This window comes from Rubrobacter aplysinae, assembly GCF_001029505.1.
In the GTDB taxonomy this organism is placed as follows: domain Bacteria; phylum Actinomycetota; class Rubrobacteria; order Rubrobacterales; family Rubrobacteraceae; genus Rubrobacter_A; species Rubrobacter_A aplysinae.
On sequence record NZ_LEKH01000017.1, the window covers coordinates 13831 to 30794 of the forward strand.

Consider the following 16964-nt stretch of genomic DNA (forward strand, 5'->3'; position numbering starts at 1 on the left):
ATTATACGGCTTCCGCTAGCCACCTTCGTCGCTCTCGTCACTTGAATCACCTGTATCATCTGAGCCACCTGCGTCTCCCTCCCCTCCGGCGTCCGGCTCGGCGTTGGTCTGTATCCCGTCCTCGCCGGGCTGGGCGTAGACCTCGGTGCCGAGCTCGATCTGGAGCGTCCTCTCGCCATCCGAGGCCTGCTCGGAGGTATTTGAGGTATCCTCGTCTCCCTCCGTATCCTCGTCCACGGCCTCGTAGACCACGGACTCCACGGTCACCAGCCGGGTCAGGTTCCTCAGCCGCAGCAGGAACTCCTGGAGCTGCTCGTAGCTACCCTCGAAGCTCATTGTAACGGGTATGATGGTGTATTCACCACCGTCTTCGGGTTGCTCGGGGTCCTCGGGCTGCACGAGGAGCTGGGTGACGTTTGAGGCCTCCGCTATCTCCTGCACCTGGACCACCAGGGTCGGGATCTCGGGCTGCTCGGGGACGCGCCGGGAGAGCTGTAGTAGCTGGCGTTCGATCTCCGGGGCGCGGCTCTGAATCCCTTCGAGGCGGGAGATCTCACTCTCGAGCTGAGCGAGCTGCTCTTGCTTGGCGTCGCGCTCGTCCCGGCGCTCCGAGAGGTTCTCGCGCAGCGGCCCGAGCAGGAACACGTAGTACCCGATCAGGAGCAGCACGAGTACCCCGGCCCCTATTATCAGGAGGTTGCGCTGCTGGCGGTCCACTATCCCTCCCCGCCGTTGTTGCCGCCGTTGTCGCCGCTATTATCTTCATCGTCGCCGGTATCTCCACTCCCGCCGATTGGGACCTCGTCGCCGTTCTCCCCGACCGTCGTCAGGAGGCGAGAGATGGCCTGGAACAGGATAGCGGGCTCCTCGTAGGTCTCGCGGTCCAGCTCGGCATTCTCCAGCCCGGAGTTGTCGAGGTAGCTGAGGGCGTTCATCTGTACCACGAAATCCGCGACGTTGCGGTAGTCGGCGAGGGCGAGGGCGTCGAAAGAGATCGAGCCCGGCGGCGATAGAATCTCACCGCTCTGGGCGCTCACGTCGACCTGGGAGGCCTCTCCTTCGAAGCTCTCCAGGCTGGTGGTGTCCGGGGTAACGAAGGACAGCCCTTCGAGAAATCCGTCCCAGGCGAATCGCGTACGGTAGATGCCGTCCGCGACGGGCTTCTTCACGTCCAGGCTGGCCTGCAACTCGTCGAAAGGCTGGAGCTCGGCCACCCGCGCCTGGCGGTCCGTGATCTGCTCGTCGAGGCCCGCTATCTCCTCTTCCACATTACCGAGCATGACGGCGTAGACGAGGTACACGCCGGCCATCAGCACGATGAGCACGGCCCCGGAGATTGCGAGCAACCCCACGAGACCGCCCGGCACCGCGGACACTGAAGACCCGGTAAGACCGCTGAGTGGCCGCCACCGGCGCTCGTCCTCGGGTAGGAGGTTTATCCGCCTCAAGCGGCCCAACCCCCGGGGTTTTTACGGCCCCCGCCGCTCTCTTCACCGGGTCTCATGTATCTTCGACGGCGAGTCCCAGGGCCACCGCCAGGACCGGCTCCATGAGCTCGAGCTGTTCGTCGGAGACGTTGGACTGGTTTGCCCCGATCTTCGCCAGCGGCCGGCCCCGGCTGACGGGCAGCCCGAGCAGCTCTCCAAGATAACCGTCGAAACCAGAGATCATGGTCCCCTCCCCAGACACGACCACCTGCGCAACCTCCCGCGAACCCGGCTGGGAGTAATGGTACTCAATAGACCTCTGCACGTCTTCGGCGAGTGTTTGCACCGCGTCCTCCACCCCCCGGCGCACGTCGTAGAGCACGGCCGGGTCGATCTCTATCTCCTCGTCCGGGGCCCAGCTCTCGCCCTCGATCTCGCGCCGGGAGTCGCCGAGGTGGACGGCGGGGTTCATTAGCTGACGCTCGGCCTCCTCTTCGGGTATGCGCGCGTAGTCAGAGACGGTGCCGGATATCTGGGCCGAGCCGCCGGGCAGAAAGCGGGCGAGCATCGGGTTGCGCTCCTGGGCCACGACGAGGTTCGAGAGCTCCGATCCCACGTCGAGCAGCACCACAGCGCCCTCCTCGTCGGCGAAAAGCGGCAGCGTGGAGCGGGCCAGCGAGAGCGCCTTTACGTCCACGCCCTTGGGGTTGAGGCCGGCCGCGCGCGCGGCCGAGGTGAAGCGGCGGATCATGTCGGTCTCGGCGGCCACGACCAGGACCCGGTCGAGGTCCGAGCCCTCGGGCCCGGGGCCGAGCGAGACGTAGTCCATGACCGCCTGATCCAGCGGAATCGGTATCCTGTCCTGGGCTTCGAACTGGATCGCCCCCCTGAGATCCTCGTCGCTCATCCGGGGCATCTCCAGTAGCCGGACGACGACCTTCTGGTTCGACAGTCCCAGAAGCACGCTCTTGCCCTTGAAGTCGTGCGCGGCCCAGAACTCCTTCATCTCGGAGGCGAGCAGATCGTGGTCGGCGACCTCCCCCTCCACGATGGCGCCGTATGCGAGCCTGCGATACCCGACGTGCCGCAGCGAGTAGGAGCCGCCACTGCGGGAGGCCTGCACCGCCTTGAGCGCGCCCCGGTCCAGGTCGAGCCCTATACCCTGCCCGCCGAGCCGCCCGACTCGACCGGCTTTCGCAAGATTCCCCACAAATCCCCTCACACCCTACCCTCCCCCGAGTAAGCGCAGATATCCGCCCCAGAGCCCCGGCCCGGCGAACAGGGTAGCGAGGCCGCCGAGGGCCATGAAGAACCCGAACAGTATCCTCGTGCGCCGCCCGGCCCGGCCGGTGGCCATGAGTACCCCGCTCACCACCGCCCCGGCGAGCGCGGCGAGGAAGACGGCCAGCGCGGCGTAGCCGCCGAGGAAGGCTCCGAGCATGGCGCCCATCTTGACGTCGCCCATCCCCATGCCGCCGGGGTAGACGAGCGCCAGCGCCAGCAAAAATCCGCCCATCCCGGCGGCCACGACCGGATACGTCCACCATCCCGCCGGGTTCGCCACGGCGGAGAGTACCAGCCCGGCCAGCAGCGCCGGCACGACGATGACGTTCGGCAGGAGTTGGTGTTCGAGGTCGGTAACGGCCAGTGCGACCAGCGCGCAGACGAGGATCAGGGCCGTCGCCAGCTCGACGCTCGGACCGAGAAGGTAGGCGGCGGCCGCGAACAGCACCGCGGTGGCGAGCTCGACCAGCGGGTAACGCGGCGATATACCGGCCCCGCACTCCCGGCAGCGGCCCCTCAGAACCACATAGGAGAGGAGCGGGATGTTGTCCAGCTTGCGCAGGGCCGCGCCACAGCCCGGGCAGTGAGACGCGGGCCACGCCACCGACTCCTTACGGGGTACCCGGTGGATCACGACGTTTAAGAAACTCCCGATCACGAGGCCGAACGGGAGTAGCACGAGCGCCAGCAGCATCAGGCCCCGGCGTCCGGTCCGGCGTACCGGAGGGCCTCTATCTCCGTCCCGTCGGGCACGTTCGTCTTGCGCCCGATCACGGAGTTGTATCCTAGCTGCGTCCTCGCGCCGACCGCGGCGCCCGCGCCGATAACGCAGCCCGCCGATACCCAGGCTCCGGCCCCGACCGTCGCGTCGCGGTCCAGCACGGCCCCGCTGCCGACCATGCAATGACTGCCGAGGCCGGCATCCGGGTGCAGCGCGGCCCCGGCGCAGATCACCGAGCCGTCCCCGACGGTGGCCTCCGGCGAGACGTAGGCCGCCGGGTGCGTGGCGGACATGAACTGCCCCCCGAGGGCCCGGATGGAGTTTGCGACCCGGAGCCTGGCGGCGTTATCCGTTATGGCGACGACGACGAACACGGACTCCACGGAGAGCAGGCTTTTTAGCATCCAGGTATCCCCGAGCACGGGAAAGCCGCGCACCTCCCCGGGCAGGTCGGCGTGCGCGTCGTCGTAGAAGCCCATGATCCAGGACTCATACCCGCAGGCCAGCAAGACGTCGAGGACCATCCTGCCGCAGCCCCCGGCTCCGACGACGGCGATCCTGAACCCCGCGCCGACCTCTTCTTCCTGTACCTGGACCTCGGGCTGCGTCACGCCGCCCCTGGCCTCCGGCTCTCTTATCTCGGCCTCCTCCCGGGTCGAGCAAGCGAGTGATCTCGCGCTTACGCCCCTCGCAACTCGGAAAATTCTAGCATCGTAGCCATGACTCCGCCCTCGGGCACCTGGGCGGAAGGCCAAACAGAGGGTTAAACGGAGAAGCCGCCTTCCAGCCGGTTCCCGACCAGGAACTCGGCGGCGGTCAGGGCTTTCGAGCCCGGGAGCTGGAGCCCCAGAATCTCTATGGAGTCCGAGCCGCATCCGACGAGGATACGGCGCTTGTCCGAGAAGATCTCCCCCGGCGCGAGGCCGCCCGCCTCGGCCACCCGGGAGCCCAGCAGCTTTACCGGACCCTCGACGTCCGGGTGGGTCGCCCTGGCTCCTATGTGCGGCGAGAGCGCCCGGATGTGGTCGTGTACCCGCCGGGCGTCGAGCCTCCAGTCCACGAATCGTTCCTCCGGTGAGATCTTGGCTGCGTGGCTCGCCCGGGACTCGTCTTGCTCCTCGGGCTCCGCCGATCCGGCCTCCACGAGGTCCAGGGCCTCCACTATCGCCTCAGCTCCCAGCCCGGCCAGGGCCGCGGTCAGCTCCCCGCCGGTGGTCTGCGGGCCCAGGCCGATCTCACGCCGCAGGATGAACGGCCCGGTGTCGAGACCTTCGGTCATACGCATTATGGTTACGCCGGTCGTGTCCTCACCGGCCATGATCGCCCGCTCAACCGGAGCCGCTCCCCGGTAGGCCGGAAGCAGCGAGGCGTGCACGTTCCACGCTCCCCGGGGCGAGGCTCCGAGGGTGTCGGCGCGGAGGATCTGGCCGTAGGCCGCGACTACCAGAGAATCGTAATCGCCTATCTCTCCGGCCGCCTCCCCGATACGTCCGGGCTGGCGCAGCTCGCAGCCGGAGCGCGCCGCTAGCTCTGCGACGGGCGTGGGCGTGGTCTTGCGTCCCCGGCCCCGGCGGGAGTCGGGCTGTGAGATCACGAGCCCGACCTCGTGTTCCGAGGCCAGCAGCCCCTCTAGCACCGTGGCCGCGAATGTCGGGGTGCCCGCGAAGGCGATCCTCAACTCATCCTCCTGTAGCCGCGGACTCTGTCACGGACTAGCCAACCTTGCCGGCCCTACCTCTGGGCCAGCATCCGCTCCCGGAGACCCCGCATCGCCTCGCGCCGGGACTCGCGGTCCGTGCGCTCCAAGATGGTGATCCCGTCGAGGTGATCCATCTCGTGCTGTATTATGCGTGCTAATAGCTCTGTGGCCTCGATCCGGATCATCTCGCCAGAGGGGTCGTAGCCCGTGACGATTATGCTCACCGGACGCTCGACCTCTACTTGAACTCCAGGTAGAGATAGGCAGCCCTCCGTATCCGTCTCGGTCTCTTGAGAGCGGCTCTCTATGACCGGGTTGACGACGGCATACTCCTCGTCCTCGAGGCCGGCGACGAAGATCCGCTTCAGGCGTCCGACCTGGGTGGCGGCGAGGCCGACCCCCTCGTGCTCGCGCATGGAGACGAGCATGTCTTCGGCGAGCCGGGAGAGGGCCTCGTCGAAGCCCTCGACGGGCGTGGCGGCGGACCTCAGTACCGGGTCTCCGAAGGTCCGGATCTCAAGCGCCAACTCTATACCTCCTCGGGGTCTAGTTCGATCTTTATTCTACGTACCTCTCCTGGAGCTCTTGGGCCGCGTTTTGGTCCGGCGTGCGGTATCTCTGCCGCGGCGGAGAGCGCCTCCGAGAGCTCCGGGCGACCGCGGGACCGGAGTATGACCCGCCAGATTCCCGCGCCGTTCGCTTCTTTGACTTCTCTGGCTTCCCTAGCTTCTTCTCTGGCCAGCGGCACGGGCACTGTGGCCTGGACGGCGGGCTCCCGGGGGCTCGTCAGGGATTCTACCGCACGCCGCACGGCGGGTTCTGCTCCCTCAAGCGTCAACGCGGCCAAGCAGAGGTAGGGCGGGTATCCGGCCCGTTTGCGCCGGGGCAGCTCTCCGGCCGCGAAGGCCGGGTAGTCCCCCCGCAGCGCGGACTCGAGTACGGCATTCTCCGGGTCGCGTGTCTGGACCACGACGCGCCGCCCGGCGGACTCCGCCGCCGAGTAGAGCGTGCGAAAGCCGCGCTCGGCGGCGAACACGTCGCCCCCGAAGAGCAAGGAGTCCGCATCCGGCACGAGAACGGTGTCCCACCTGCGGGAGAGGACCTCGTGCGCCGTACCGACCAGCACCTTCGAGTCCCTCCCGGCGCTGCGGCCGGCGGTGATCAGGCCGACCTCCTCGTCGAGGCTCTCGGCCAGGATATTCCGGGCTCGCTCCACCCCGAGGCCGGTGGGCACGAGCCTCCCCGAGCCGCATACCGCACACGCGGCGCACTCTTGCCGGGCGGGGCTGCGGGAGGCGCAGTGGTGACAGACCATCTCGCCCCGGATACCGCTGCCGGAAGCCTCCCCGTGCAGCACCAGCGGCGAGCCGCAGCGTTTGCAAGAGACGAATGTGCCGCAGCCTGCGCACGAGACCGAGGTGGCGTAGCCCAGGCGGTTGACGATCACGCCGACGCCGCCATCCTCGGAGCCCCCGGACATGCCCTCGCGGCAGGCGTCGAGAAGGTCGCCGCTCATGGCGGCCCCGGAGCCGCGCATGTCCACGACGCGGGCACTGGGCCAGCTAGCGGCTTCGCGGGGCTCTAGCTCCCGCACGGCGCCATCCCGGGCGGCGAGATACATCGTGAGCGACGGCGCCGAAGACAGCAGGAGGACGGCCGCACCCTCGCGCCGGGCTCGTTCGAGTGAGATCTGCCGGACGTGCAGGGGTATCCCCTCGTACCCGGGCTCGGCGCGGTGGGCGGGGTTCGGCTCGTCCACGACGCAGATGGCGCCCGGACGGCTCAGGGGTATCAGGGCAGCGGCCCGGGTGCCGACCAGGACGTCCACGGCCCCCTGGCGCGCGGCCTCGTACACCGCCGCCCGTTCCCTCCCGAGCCCGCTGTGATACGGGGCCACGGTCGTGCCGGCGGGCAGCAGCGCCCCTAGCTCCGCGACCAGCCGCTCGACGTCCCGCACCTCGGGGGCGAGCACCAGGGCCTGCTCCCAGCGTCCGGCCGCGACCCGGCAGAGCCCGGCCACCGCGCCCGACTCTTCGCCGCCGGGAACGCGCCACAGGTAAGCCCCGCCCCGCTCCAACATCTCCTCTGCGGAGTCCCGGGAGAGAGGCGCCTCTACCCCCTGTGCGGGCCCTAGGAGCTCTGTGTGATTCGGGCCCCGGGCGGCCTCCACGGGCGACGAGCCGGAGCGGCGTTCCAGCCGGACCGCGCCCCGGTCAGCGAGGCCCTTGAGCGTCTGCCGGCGCGCCCCGGTCTCCTCGAGCAGCGGGCGCACGCGGCAGGCGCCGCGGGAGGAGATCTTCTCGAACAGTTCCCACTGGCGCGGGGCCCGGGTGAGATCCGGGGCCGGCTCCAGGGGCGTGACCCACTCGACCCTCTCGCGGCGTGAGGGCGCGGGCGAGAGCGCGATACGTCCCGCCGCCTCGGCCTCCTTCAGAGCCTCTTTGCCCAGGCTTTTGCGGAGCGCGGCGCGCTCTACCAGAGAGCCCCGCCGCCAGCTCCAGCCGGGGCCGGGCTCGACGATTCGGTACAAGTCTATCCTGACACCTGGGGGCAGGGCGTTGCGCAGCACCACGGGTAGCGGCAGCGCGGTGCTCTCCGAGATCCACCGGCATAATCCTACGAGCTCCGGCCCGAGGGAGAGACTGCCCAGCACGCGGCGCACCTCTTCGAGGCTGCGATGCAGAACATCCGGGCGCTCCGGTCCGGCTTCCCCCGTCTCCACCACGATGCCCACCCGGGAATAGCCCGATAACGGCACCACCACCGCCGAGCCTACCTGGAGCCTGCCGCGCAGAGCCTCCGGCACCCGGTAGCTCATCAGGGGCAGCGCCCTGGTGGGTATGAGCAGACAGACCCGCGCCTCGCGGATGCCCTGACGGGGCCGCGAGGCGCGGGTCTGCGTTTGCGCCGTGAAAGCTGCGGGTTTCGCCAACTACGGCATCGGCTACAGGCTAGAGCCCCGCGGCGCGGCGCAGGTCGTCGGCGCGCGAGGTCTCCTCCCAGGTAAATCCGGGCTCGCTGCGGCCGAAGTGACCGTAGGCGGCGGTGCCGGTGTAGATCGGGCGCTGCAGCTTCAGGTCGCGGATGATCGCACCCGGACGCAGGTCGAAGTGCTCGTTTACGAGATCGTTGATCTTCTGCGGGTCCACGTTGTGGGTGCCGAGCGTGTCCACCATGATGCTGACCGGGTGCGCGACGCCGATGGCGTAGGCGAGCTGTACCGTACAACGCTCGGACAGGCCGGCGGCGACCACGTTCTTTGCAACCCAGCGGGCGGCGTAGGCCGCGCTGCGGTCAACCTTCGTCGGGTCCTTGCCGGAGAAAGCCCCGCCGCCGTGGGCGACCGCGCCGCCGTAGGTGTCCACAATGATCTTACGTCCCGTGAGCCCGGCATCACCCTGGGGACCACCAACCACGAACCTTCCGGTGGGGTTGACGAGGACCTCGGTGCTGGCCGAGAAGAACTCTTCGGGGATCACCGGCCGGACGACGGTCTCCAGGATGTCGTCGTGGATGCGGTCCTCCATGCCCTCCTGGTGCTGGGCGCTTACCAGGACCTTCTCGATACCCACGGGCCGGTTGCCCTCGTAGCGTACCGTGACCTGGCTCTTGCCGTCGGGCCGGAGGTACTCGAGATCCCCGCTCTTGCGAACCTCGGTGAGCCGCCGGGTAAGCCGGTGGGCCATGTCTATCGGCAACGGCATCAGCTCCTCGGTCTCCGAGCAGGCGAAGCCGAACATCATGCCCTGATCTCCCGCGCCGACCTCGTTCAGCTCCTCGTCGGAGCGGTGCTCCAGCGCCCGGTCAACGCCCTGGGCGATGTCCGGCGACTGCGGGTCTATGCTGCTCATCACGCCGCAGGTCTCGTTGTCGAAGCCGAACTTGGCCCGGGTGTAGCCGATCTCCTCGATCTTGTGCCGCACCAGCGTCGGGATGTCTACGTAGGTCTTGGTGGTGATCTCACCGGCCACGATCACGAGCCCGGTGGTACACAAAGTCTCGCAGGCCACACGGCTTGCGGGGTCCTCCGTGAGCGCCGCGTCCAGGACGGCGTCCGAGATCTGATCGGCTATCTTGTCCGGGTGACCCTCGGTTACGGACTCGGATGTGAAAAGATGCGAAGTCCCCGCACTCCCACTACCCTGGCCGCTGGTCTGGGTGCCCGGAATGGTATTTTCGGCCACGCCGTTATACCTCCCTATGCTTGATTGCCGGCGTCAAGTGGCCCAGTATAACGGATGCCAACTCCTTTTTTGGGCCTCGGGGAACGAAATGCTCCTCGCAACCCCCGTCAGAGACGCTTTCCATGACTATGTATGCTTCGTTGTCTTCGCTCCCGAAGCCTATGCCGGGAGCGGAGATGTCGTTGCCGACCACGAGGTTTACGCCTTTCTTGGCGAGCTTCTCACGGGCGTCGGGGCGTGGGTCGCCGTGGGTGGCGGCGAAGGCGGCCACCGGCAGCTGTGGGTATCTGGCCCGGACGCCGGCGAGTATGTCCTGGGTCGCGGACAGCTCTAGGGACATGGTCTCGCGCCCGCCGCGACGGATCTTCTCGTCCGGTAGCGGTGAAGCCGGGGTAAAGTCCGAGACGGCGGCGGCCATTACGAGAGCATCGGCGGATTCGCAGAGGCGCGTGGTCTCCGTCTGGAGCTCTCTAAAGGTCTCTACCGGATACCAGTCCACGCCGGGCTCCACCTCGGACACGTTCGCCGCGACCACGGATACCCGCGCGCCCTGGCGGTAAGCCTCGCGAGCCACGGCGGCGCCCATCTTGCCCGACGAACGGTTGCCTATGAAGCGGACACTGTCCACGGGCTCGCGCGTACCACCGGCGGTTACGACCACGTGAAGGCCGTCCAGGGGCCCGCCGATCTCGTGCAGGGCGCGGGCCACCACGTCACGCGCGGCGGGATAGCCGATTGCAGAGTCGCCCATTTCAGACGCACCGAGGATCACACAGCCATCTTCTATGAGCAGCGTGAGGTTCTCCTTTACCGCCGGGTGAGCGGCGGTACCGGGATCTAGCTCCGGCACGACCACCACCGGGCACGGGTACCGGGCACCGGCAGCGTAGCGCCGCAGCGGTGGAGCTTCCCCGAGACCGTGGGCCAGGCGAGAGATCCCGGCCGCACCGGCGGGCGCGAATATTAGCGCCTCCGGGCTGCCAGGAGCTTCACGATGCTCTTCCGACTCTCCTGACCCTTCTGATTCCAGGGTAACCCCGGCGGCGCCCCGGGCACGAAAAGAGGCGGGGCCCACAAACTCCCGGGCCCCGCTCTCCAGATATACCTCTACCTCGTATCCGGCCTCCGCCAGCAGTCCGACCGCCTCCGGGGCACGCAGAGCCCCGGGACCGGGGCCGACGCTGAACAGTATCAACCCGGTTGCCGCGGCTTCTGGCTAGGCCGCGCCCGGCCCCTCGTCCTCACCCTCGGACGAGGCGTCGGAGCCCTCGTCTTCCGAGCCTCCCTCTTCCGGGCTCTCGGTTACGCCCCGGTCGCTGTTCAGCTCCTCGTCGGCTTCTTCGGGAGCCTTGGCCTGGGGGTCCTCGTCGGTGAGGATGCCTTCCCCGGCCGCCTCCTCGGCCACCGGGTCGGCGGTGTCCTCCTCCTCCGGTGCGGGGGCGTACTCCGGTCCGGGGCGGCTCTTGAGGCCTATGTTGAGCCGGTCTTCGCGGAGCTCCTCTAAAGCTATGCTCAGGGGGTGCTGTGAACGGGTGTGAACCTGGGGGCCGGGTATGCCCAGAGACTCGTTGAGGCCCAGGGTTGCGGCGTACTCGTTGATCTGCCGCGCGCGCCGGGCGCTGGCGAGTACCAGCCCGTAGCGGGAGTCCACCTTACTCAGAAGCTCGTCTATCTTAAGCTCGTTCAGCATTGCTATCTCCTTTTGAAGTGTTTGAGGTGTCTCTCGAACTCCGTACGATGCCGTGCATTAGATCCAGCATACTCTGGCGGGCGGTCTCGCGGTCGCCGTTGATGAGTTCCAGATCGAACTCCCCGCTGGCCGAGACCTCCCTGACCGCCGTCTCCATGCGATCGTGCATGGCCTCGGTGGTCTCGGTGGCCCGGCCTTCGAGCCTGCGGCGCGTCTCGTCGAGGGAGGGGGCGCGCACGAAGATCATGGTGGCGTCGGGACGCTTCTCGCGCACCTCCCGCGCGCCCTGTAGCTCTATCTCGAGTATCACGGAGAGCCCGCGGTCCATGAAGTCTTCCACCGGATGCTCCGGCGTACCGTACAGGTTACCCGAGTACTCGGCCCACTCCAGAAAGCGCCCCTCGGAGATCCAACGCTCGAACGTCTCCCGAGAGAGGAAGATGTAGTCCTCGCCGTCTACCTCGCCCTCCCGGGGAGCCCGGGTCGTCGCCGAGACGGAATAGGCCAGCCCGGGCACGTTCTCCAGCGCGTCCCTTATCAGGGTGGACTTGCCAGCCCCGCTGGGCCCCGAGACGACTACCAGCCTACCTCTCGATCCCCTTGAACCTATTGATCTCCCCGGGTCCGCCCCTCCACTCTGTCCGCCGGGCGCGCTCAGGGGAGCACCTCCAGGAGCCGGTCCCGCTGGCCGTGGGTGAGGCCTACCAGCGTCTTGGAGCGGCTTACCCCGGCCTCCCGCAGCACACGATTGACCTTTATCCGGCCCATCCCGCGCACGGCCAATAGCATCTCCTCTACCTTGGCCCCCTTTAGCTCCTCGGAAGGGTCCATGAGCAGGTCGTAGAGGCTCAGCTCTCCGCTCTTTAGGGCTCGCTTGGCGTCGGCCCGGGCGAACCGGACTCGGTTTGCCTCCTGCAGGGCCGTCCAACGTTCCTGGCTGGTTCTCTCTGGTGCTCTCCTCAGCATGGACCCGCTAGTATAACATCGGTTGTGATCCGTAATACCGTCATTTGCCGCTCTTTCGGGACGATCCGCGGGGGATTCATTGGCGTTTCACGAGTCTCGGCGGCCTCTAGCGATGCAAGAGCCCGGTGAGGCCGCGGGCGGACAGCCCGGCCTCTTCAAGGTAACCCTCCAGCTCTCGCAGTATCTCCCGGGGCTGGCGGGAGAAGGCAGAGGAGCCGACCTGGACGGCGGTTGCGCCGGCGAGCATGAACTCCACAGCGTCCTCACCGGTCGCGACGCCGCCGCAGCCGACTATCGGTATGCCGGCGACGCGGTACGCCTCGTACACGGCGCGCAGGGCTACCGGCTTCATGGCGGGCCCCGAGAGACCACCCCGGACGACGACCCGGCGGCTCCGGGCGTCTACAGTCAGGGCCTGGATGGTGTTGGAGATGGTAAGCGCGTCGGCCCCGGAGCCCTCGGCGGCGGCCGCGTTCTCCGCGGCCTTCTCGCAGGCGAGCTTCGCGATCAGAGGCTTCCCCAGCAGCGTCTCCCGGCAGGCGGCGACGACCGTTCTCACGGAGTCCGGTTCGGAGCAGAAGGTCGCCCCGGAGCGCGCTCCGGAATGCTCGACGTTCGGGCACGAGAGGTTCAGCTCCACCCCGGCTACGCGGTCGTCATCGGCCAGCCTCCCGCAGAGCGAGGCAAAATCTTCGGGCGTATCCCCCGCGACGGAGAGCAGTAGCGGGAGCCTGTCTCCGAACGCATCCAGCTCGTCCAGGAAGCTCTCCACACCCGGGTTCTGGAGCCCGATGGAGTTGACCATCCCGGAGGCCGTCTCGGAGATGCGGGGCGGCGGGTTGCCGGATCTCGGCGAGGAGGTGACGGTCTTTGGTAGCAGAGCGCCGTACGCCCCGGTCCCGCGCTCGGCAACGGCCTCGGCTGCCAGCGTGCCGGCGGCGGGCATGAGCGGTGTAGCGAGCCGCATCCCGCACAGCTCAACGGAGACATCCACGCCGCCTACCTCGTCTACCTCTTCTACCAAGCCAGATCCCAGGCTATAAACACGGGCCCGTCCACGCACACTCTTTTATAGGACACTCCCCCGCCCACGACGGCGGGCACGACGCAGCCGTAGCAGGAGCCGTCCATACAGGCCATCCGCTCCCTCAACGCCAGTTGCGCGTCGGGCCGGTCCCGGCCGACGCGGCGGAGGGTATCCCGGTCCCCGCTCACGTACACCTCTCCGCACCCGGCGAGCCCCTCCAGAGAGGCCCCAAAAGCCCCGGGCGAGCCGTCGGTGGATACTACCTCGGCCCCGGGATGGGCCAGCCGCAGCCACGAGAGGTACTCCTCTGAGGCTTCCGGCGGCGCTTCGAGATACACGCTATGGTCTACCCCGTGCTCCCCGAGACGCCGACCGAGGAACCTGAGCGGCGCCACCCAGACCCCGCCACCCACCAGCGCTGCCCTGCCGGATTCGGAGGCCGACTCCAGCTCGAACCCTCGGCCTCGCGGGTCGCTCACGAGAAGTTGTTCGCCGCCGTAGAGAATGGACTCCGTGCCCCGGCCCCGCACCTTGAAGAGTAGAGAGATCTCTCCCTCCTCGGCGTCGTGGACGAAAAACGGCCTCGGCAGGAAGGGATCGGAAGCCGTACCGGCCTTGACGCCGACGAACTGCCCCGGCTCTGGCTTACGACCGGACCACTCGTACCGGAGCAGCGCATGACCGCCGATGGTCTCACGTTCCAGAACCTTTACAGGACGTAGATTCAACCTAGAGTTCAGCCTCAGATACGAGCCGCGTACAGGCTCTGCAACGGCTCGACGCGGCGGGTTTCGCCCCGGATCTTGGACTCTATCCCCTGGACCGCGGCGGAGGCGGCGGCCAGCGTGGTGATGCACGGCACGCCGTGGGCGAGAGCCTTGCGCCGGATCAGATACCCGTCCGTGCGGGCTCCGCGGCCCCAGGGCGTGTTCAGGATCAGGTCCACCCAGCCGTCCTCGATCATGGCCAGCACATCCTGGCCGTCCCCAGCTTGGCTCTCCGATTCCCCGATCTTGGGCACCACCTGCACCGGTAGCCCGTTGTTCGACAGTACCTCCGCCGTCCCCTCGCTTGCGGCGAGCTCGAACCCGAGGTCCGCGAAAGCCCGCGCTATGAGCACCACGGCCCGTTTCTCGCGGTTTGCGACGGATATGTACACCCGCCCACCGACCGGCAGCGTCTGACCGGCGGCGGTCAGAGCCTTTGCGAACGCTCCGCCGAACGTACGGTCTATGCCCATCGCCTCGCCCGTCGAGCGCATCTCCGGCCCGAGCAGCGTGTCCACCCCCGAGAACCTGTCGAACGGGAACACCGGGGCCTTTACGCTAAAGTGCCCCTCCGTACGCTCGCGCCAGTCCTCTACCTCCAGCGGCACTAGGTCCCGCAGCCTCTCGCCCACCAGCACCCGCGTCGCCAGCTTCGCGAGCGGCACGCCGGTGGCCTTGGAGACGTAGGGCACCGTGCGCGAGGCCCGGGGGTTGCACTCGATGACCATGACCTCCTCGCCGCGCACCACGAACTGGATGTTCATCAAACCAACCACCCCCACGCCGCGCGCCAGACGCCGGGTGTAGTCCTGTATCTTCTCTACCAGCGCGCGCGGGACCGTGATCGGGGGCATCACACATGAGGAGTCACCCGAATGTACCCCGGCCTCCTCCACGTGCTCCATGATGCCGCCGACGTACACGTCATCTCCGTCGGAGACCGCGTCCACGTCCACCTCGACGTGATCCTCCATGAACTTATCTATCAGGATCGGATGCTCCGGGCTCGTCGCAACACTCGTCTTCAAGTACAGGTCGAGGTCCTCGTCGGAGTACACGATCTCCATGCGGCGGCCGCCGAGCACGTACGAGGGCCGGACGACGACAGGGTACCCGATACCGTGCGCGACCTCGCGGGCCTCCTCGGCGGTGGTCGCGGTGCCGAAGCGGGGCTGCGGGATACCGAGGTCCGAGAGCAGCCTGCCAAAACGCGAGCGGTCCTCGGCGAGGTCTATGGCCTCTGGAGAGGTGCCGAGTATCCTGACCCCGCTCTCCTCCAGCTCGCGAGCCAGCTTGAGCGGGCTCTGGCCGCCGAACTGCAGGATCACGCCCTCCGGCTCCTCGCGGCGCAACACGTCCAGGACATACTCCGCCGTGAGTGGCTCGAAGTATAGCCGGGTGGAGGTGTCGTAGTCGGTGGAGACCGTCTCGGGATTGGAGTTGACCATTACCGAGTCGTACCCGGCATCCGAGAGTGCGTAGCTGGCGTGGACGCAGGCGTAGTCGAACTCCACGCCCTGCCCGATACGGTTGGGACCGCTGCCGAGCACCACGACGGAGGGGTTACCACCGCGCTCCACCTCGTCCTCGACCTCGTAGGTGGAGTAGAAATATGGGGTGCGGGCCGGGAACTCTCCGGCGCAGGTATCCACCGCCTTGTAGGTGGGCCTGATCCCGAGCGCCTGCCGCACCCCGCGCGCCACCTCCCGCGAGCCGCCGTACGTCGCGGCCAGAGCCTCGTCGGGCAGTCCGGTGCGCTTCGCCTCGTGAAGCTCCTCTGCCGTGGGAACCTCGCCCGGAGCTCCCGAAATCGAATCCTCGGCAGCCACGATCCGGGCTATGGAGGCTATGAAGAACGGATCTATGTGGGTGCGGGAGAAGATCTCCCGGATGTCCATCCCGCTGCGTAAAGCCTCGAATACCGCGAAGATCCTGTACGGGTTCGGCTCGTCCAGGATAGGCAGGACGTCCTGTGGGTCAACCTCAAGTGAAGCCATAGCCTTCAGGAGGCTTTCGGTGAAGGTGCGGCCTATAGCCATGACCTCGCCGACGGACTGCATCTTGGTTGTCAGGCTCGGGGTGGCGGCGGGGAACTTTTCGAAGGCGAAGCGTGGGATCTTGGTGACTATGTAGTCCAGCGCGGGCTCGAAGGAGGCCGGGGTAGCGCCGGTAATATCGTTCGGGATCTCATCCAGCGTGTACCCGACCGCGAGCTTTGCCGCGATCTTGGCTATGGGAAAGCCGGTCGCCTTGCTCGCCAGCGCGCTGGAGCGCGATACGCGGGGGTTCATCTCGATCACGTAGAACCCGTCGCTCTCTGGGTCCACGGCGAACTGCACGTTCGAGCCCCCCGTCGAGACCCCGATCTCACGTATTATGCGTGCAGAGGCGGTGCGGAGCATCTGGTACTGCTTGTCGGAGAGGGTCTGTGAGGGGGCGACGGTGATGGAGTCCCCGGTGTGGACGCCCATCGGGTCCAGGTTCTCTATGGAGCACACGATCACCACGTTGTCGGCGGCGTCGCGCATCACCTCGAGCTCGAATTCTTTCCACCCGGCGACGGACTTCTCCACGAGCACGCTGTTTACTGGGCTGGCGTCGAGCCCTTCGGCCACGGTGCGTCGCAGCTCGTCCATGTCGTGGGCGGTGGCCCCGCCCTTGCCGCCGAGGGTGAAGCTCGGACGGATGATCAGGGGAAACCCCGCCGTCTTCACCAGCTCCTCGGCCTCCTCGACGTGACGCACCGTGCGGCTCTCCGGCACGGCGAGGCCGATGCGGTCCATCGCCTCGTGAAACAGCCTCCGGTCCTCGGCCTTCTGGATAGAGTCCACGGAAGCTCCGAGCAACTCTACCCCGTGCTCTTGAAGCACCTCGGACTCGTAGAGCTCGATCGACAGGTTGAGCGCGGTCTGGCCGCCGAGGGTCGGGAGCAGGGCATCGGGCTGCTCGCGGCGGATGATTTCGGCCACCGTACCGGCCGTTAGCGGCTCGACGTAGGTTACGTCGGCGATCTCGGGGTCGGTCATTATGGTCGCGGGGTTCGAGTTGACCAGGATCACCCGGTACCCTTCCTCGCGCAGGGCCCGGCACGCCTGGGTGCCGGAGTAGTCGAACTCGGCGGCCTGGCCTATGACTATCGGACCGGAGCCCACTATTAGTATCGTCTCAATGTCGTCGCGGCGGGGCAACTCCTGCTACC

16 protein-coding genes are annotated in these 16964 nt (G+C 67.5%); all 16 read right to left on the reverse strand.

Annotated elements, in window-relative coordinates:
* Positions 1-15: 15 nt before the first annotated feature.
* Complete coding sequence (locus tag ABD53_RS13315; RefSeq protein ID WP_047866306.1) at positions 16-717, reverse strand: type IV pilus inner membrane component PilO; 702 nt, start codon at positions 715-717, stop codon at positions 16-18.
* Positions 717-1448, reverse strand: coding sequence for a PilN domain-containing protein (locus ABD53_RS13320; RefSeq protein ID WP_152670782.1), 732 nt, complete (start codon positions 1446-1448; stop codon positions 717-719). The genes ABD53_RS13315 and ABD53_RS13320 overlap by 1 nt, the downstream gene beginning before the upstream one ends.
* A 52-nt stretch (positions 1449-1500) precedes the next feature.
* On the reverse strand, positions 1501-2649 hold the full coding sequence (pilM, locus tag ABD53_RS13325; RefSeq protein WP_084709670.1) for a type IV pilus assembly protein PilM: 1149 nt from the start codon (positions 2647-2649) through the stop codon (positions 1501-1503).
* 3 nt (positions 2650-2652) lie between these two features.
* The gene (locus ABD53_RS13330; protein ID WP_047866309.1) at positions 2653-3405 is read right to left on the reverse strand and encodes a prepilin peptidase; all 753 of its coding nucleotides are present in this window, start codon (positions 3403-3405) and stop codon (positions 2653-2655) included.
* Positions 3405-4043, reverse strand: coding sequence for a PglD-related sugar-binding protein (locus tag ABD53_RS13335; protein ID WP_047866310.1), 639 nt, complete (start codon positions 4041-4043; stop codon positions 3405-3407). The genes ABD53_RS13330 and ABD53_RS13335 overlap by 1 nt, the downstream gene beginning before the upstream one ends.
* A gap of 152 nt (positions 4044-4195) precedes the next feature.
* The gene (fmt, locus tag ABD53_RS13340; protein ID WP_047866311.1) at positions 4196-5110 is read right to left on the reverse strand and encodes a methionyl-tRNA formyltransferase; all 915 of its coding nucleotides are present in this window, start codon (positions 5108-5110) and stop codon (positions 4196-4198) included.
* A 53-nt stretch (positions 5111-5163) separates the two neighbouring features.
* The gene (gene def / locus ABD53_RS13345; RefSeq protein ID WP_047866312.1) at positions 5164-5658 is read right to left on the reverse strand and encodes a peptide deformylase; all 495 of its coding nucleotides are present in this window, start codon (positions 5656-5658) and stop codon (positions 5164-5166) included.
* Between the two features lie 2 nt (positions 5659-5660).
* Entirely contained in the window at positions 5661-8063 is a 2403-nt protein-coding gene (locus ABD53_RS13350) for a primosomal protein N' family DNA-binding protein (protein WP_152670783.1), read from the reverse strand.
* A gap of 19 nt (positions 8064-8082) precedes the next feature.
* On the reverse strand, positions 8083-9300 hold the full coding sequence (metK, locus tag ABD53_RS13355; protein ID WP_047866333.1) for a methionine adenosyltransferase: 1218 nt from the start codon (positions 9298-9300) through the stop codon (positions 8083-8085).
* Positions 9301-9319: 19 nt separating this feature from the next.
* Positions 9320-10510 (reverse strand): bifunctional phosphopantothenoylcysteine decarboxylase/phosphopantothenate--cysteine ligase CoaBC, encoded by a 1191-nt coding sequence (gene coaBC / locus ABD53_RS13360; protein ID WP_047866314.1) that lies wholly within the window; start codon positions 10508-10510, stop codon positions 9320-9322.
* A gap of 21 nt (positions 10511-10531) precedes the next feature.
* Positions 10532-11005: a DNA-directed RNA polymerase subunit omega gene (gene rpoZ / locus ABD53_RS16685; protein ID WP_084709672.1), complete on the reverse strand. Its 474-nt coding sequence runs from the start codon at positions 11003-11005 to the stop codon at positions 10532-10534.
* Complete coding sequence (gene gmk, locus ABD53_RS13370; protein WP_047866335.1) at positions 10989-11615, reverse strand: guanylate kinase; 627 nt, start codon at positions 11613-11615, stop codon at positions 10989-10991. Before gmk ends, rpoZ begins: the two co-directional genes overlap by 17 nt.
* A 44-nt stretch (positions 11616-11659) precedes the next feature.
* The gene (gene mihF / locus ABD53_RS17050) at positions 11660-11971 is read right to left on the reverse strand and encodes an integration host factor, actinobacterial type (RefSeq protein WP_047866315.1); all 312 of its coding nucleotides are present in this window, start codon (positions 11969-11971) and stop codon (positions 11660-11662) included.
* A gap of 106 nt (positions 11972-12077) precedes the next feature.
* Complete coding sequence (locus ABD53_RS13380) at positions 12078-12995, reverse strand: dihydroorotate dehydrogenase (RefSeq protein WP_053058071.1); 918 nt, start codon at positions 12993-12995, stop codon at positions 12078-12080.
* The gene (locus tag ABD53_RS16155) at positions 12989-13726 is read right to left on the reverse strand and encodes an iron-sulfur cluster-binding protein (RefSeq protein WP_053058072.1); all 738 of its coding nucleotides are present in this window, start codon (positions 13724-13726) and stop codon (positions 12989-12991) included. Before ABD53_RS16155 ends, ABD53_RS13380 begins: the two co-directional genes overlap by 7 nt.
* Before the next feature lie 14 nt (positions 13727-13740).
* Entirely contained in the window at positions 13741-16953 is a 3213-nt protein-coding gene (carB, locus tag ABD53_RS13390) for a carbamoyl-phosphate synthase large subunit (RefSeq protein WP_047866316.1), read from the reverse strand.
* Positions 16954-16964 lie beyond the last annotated feature (11 nt).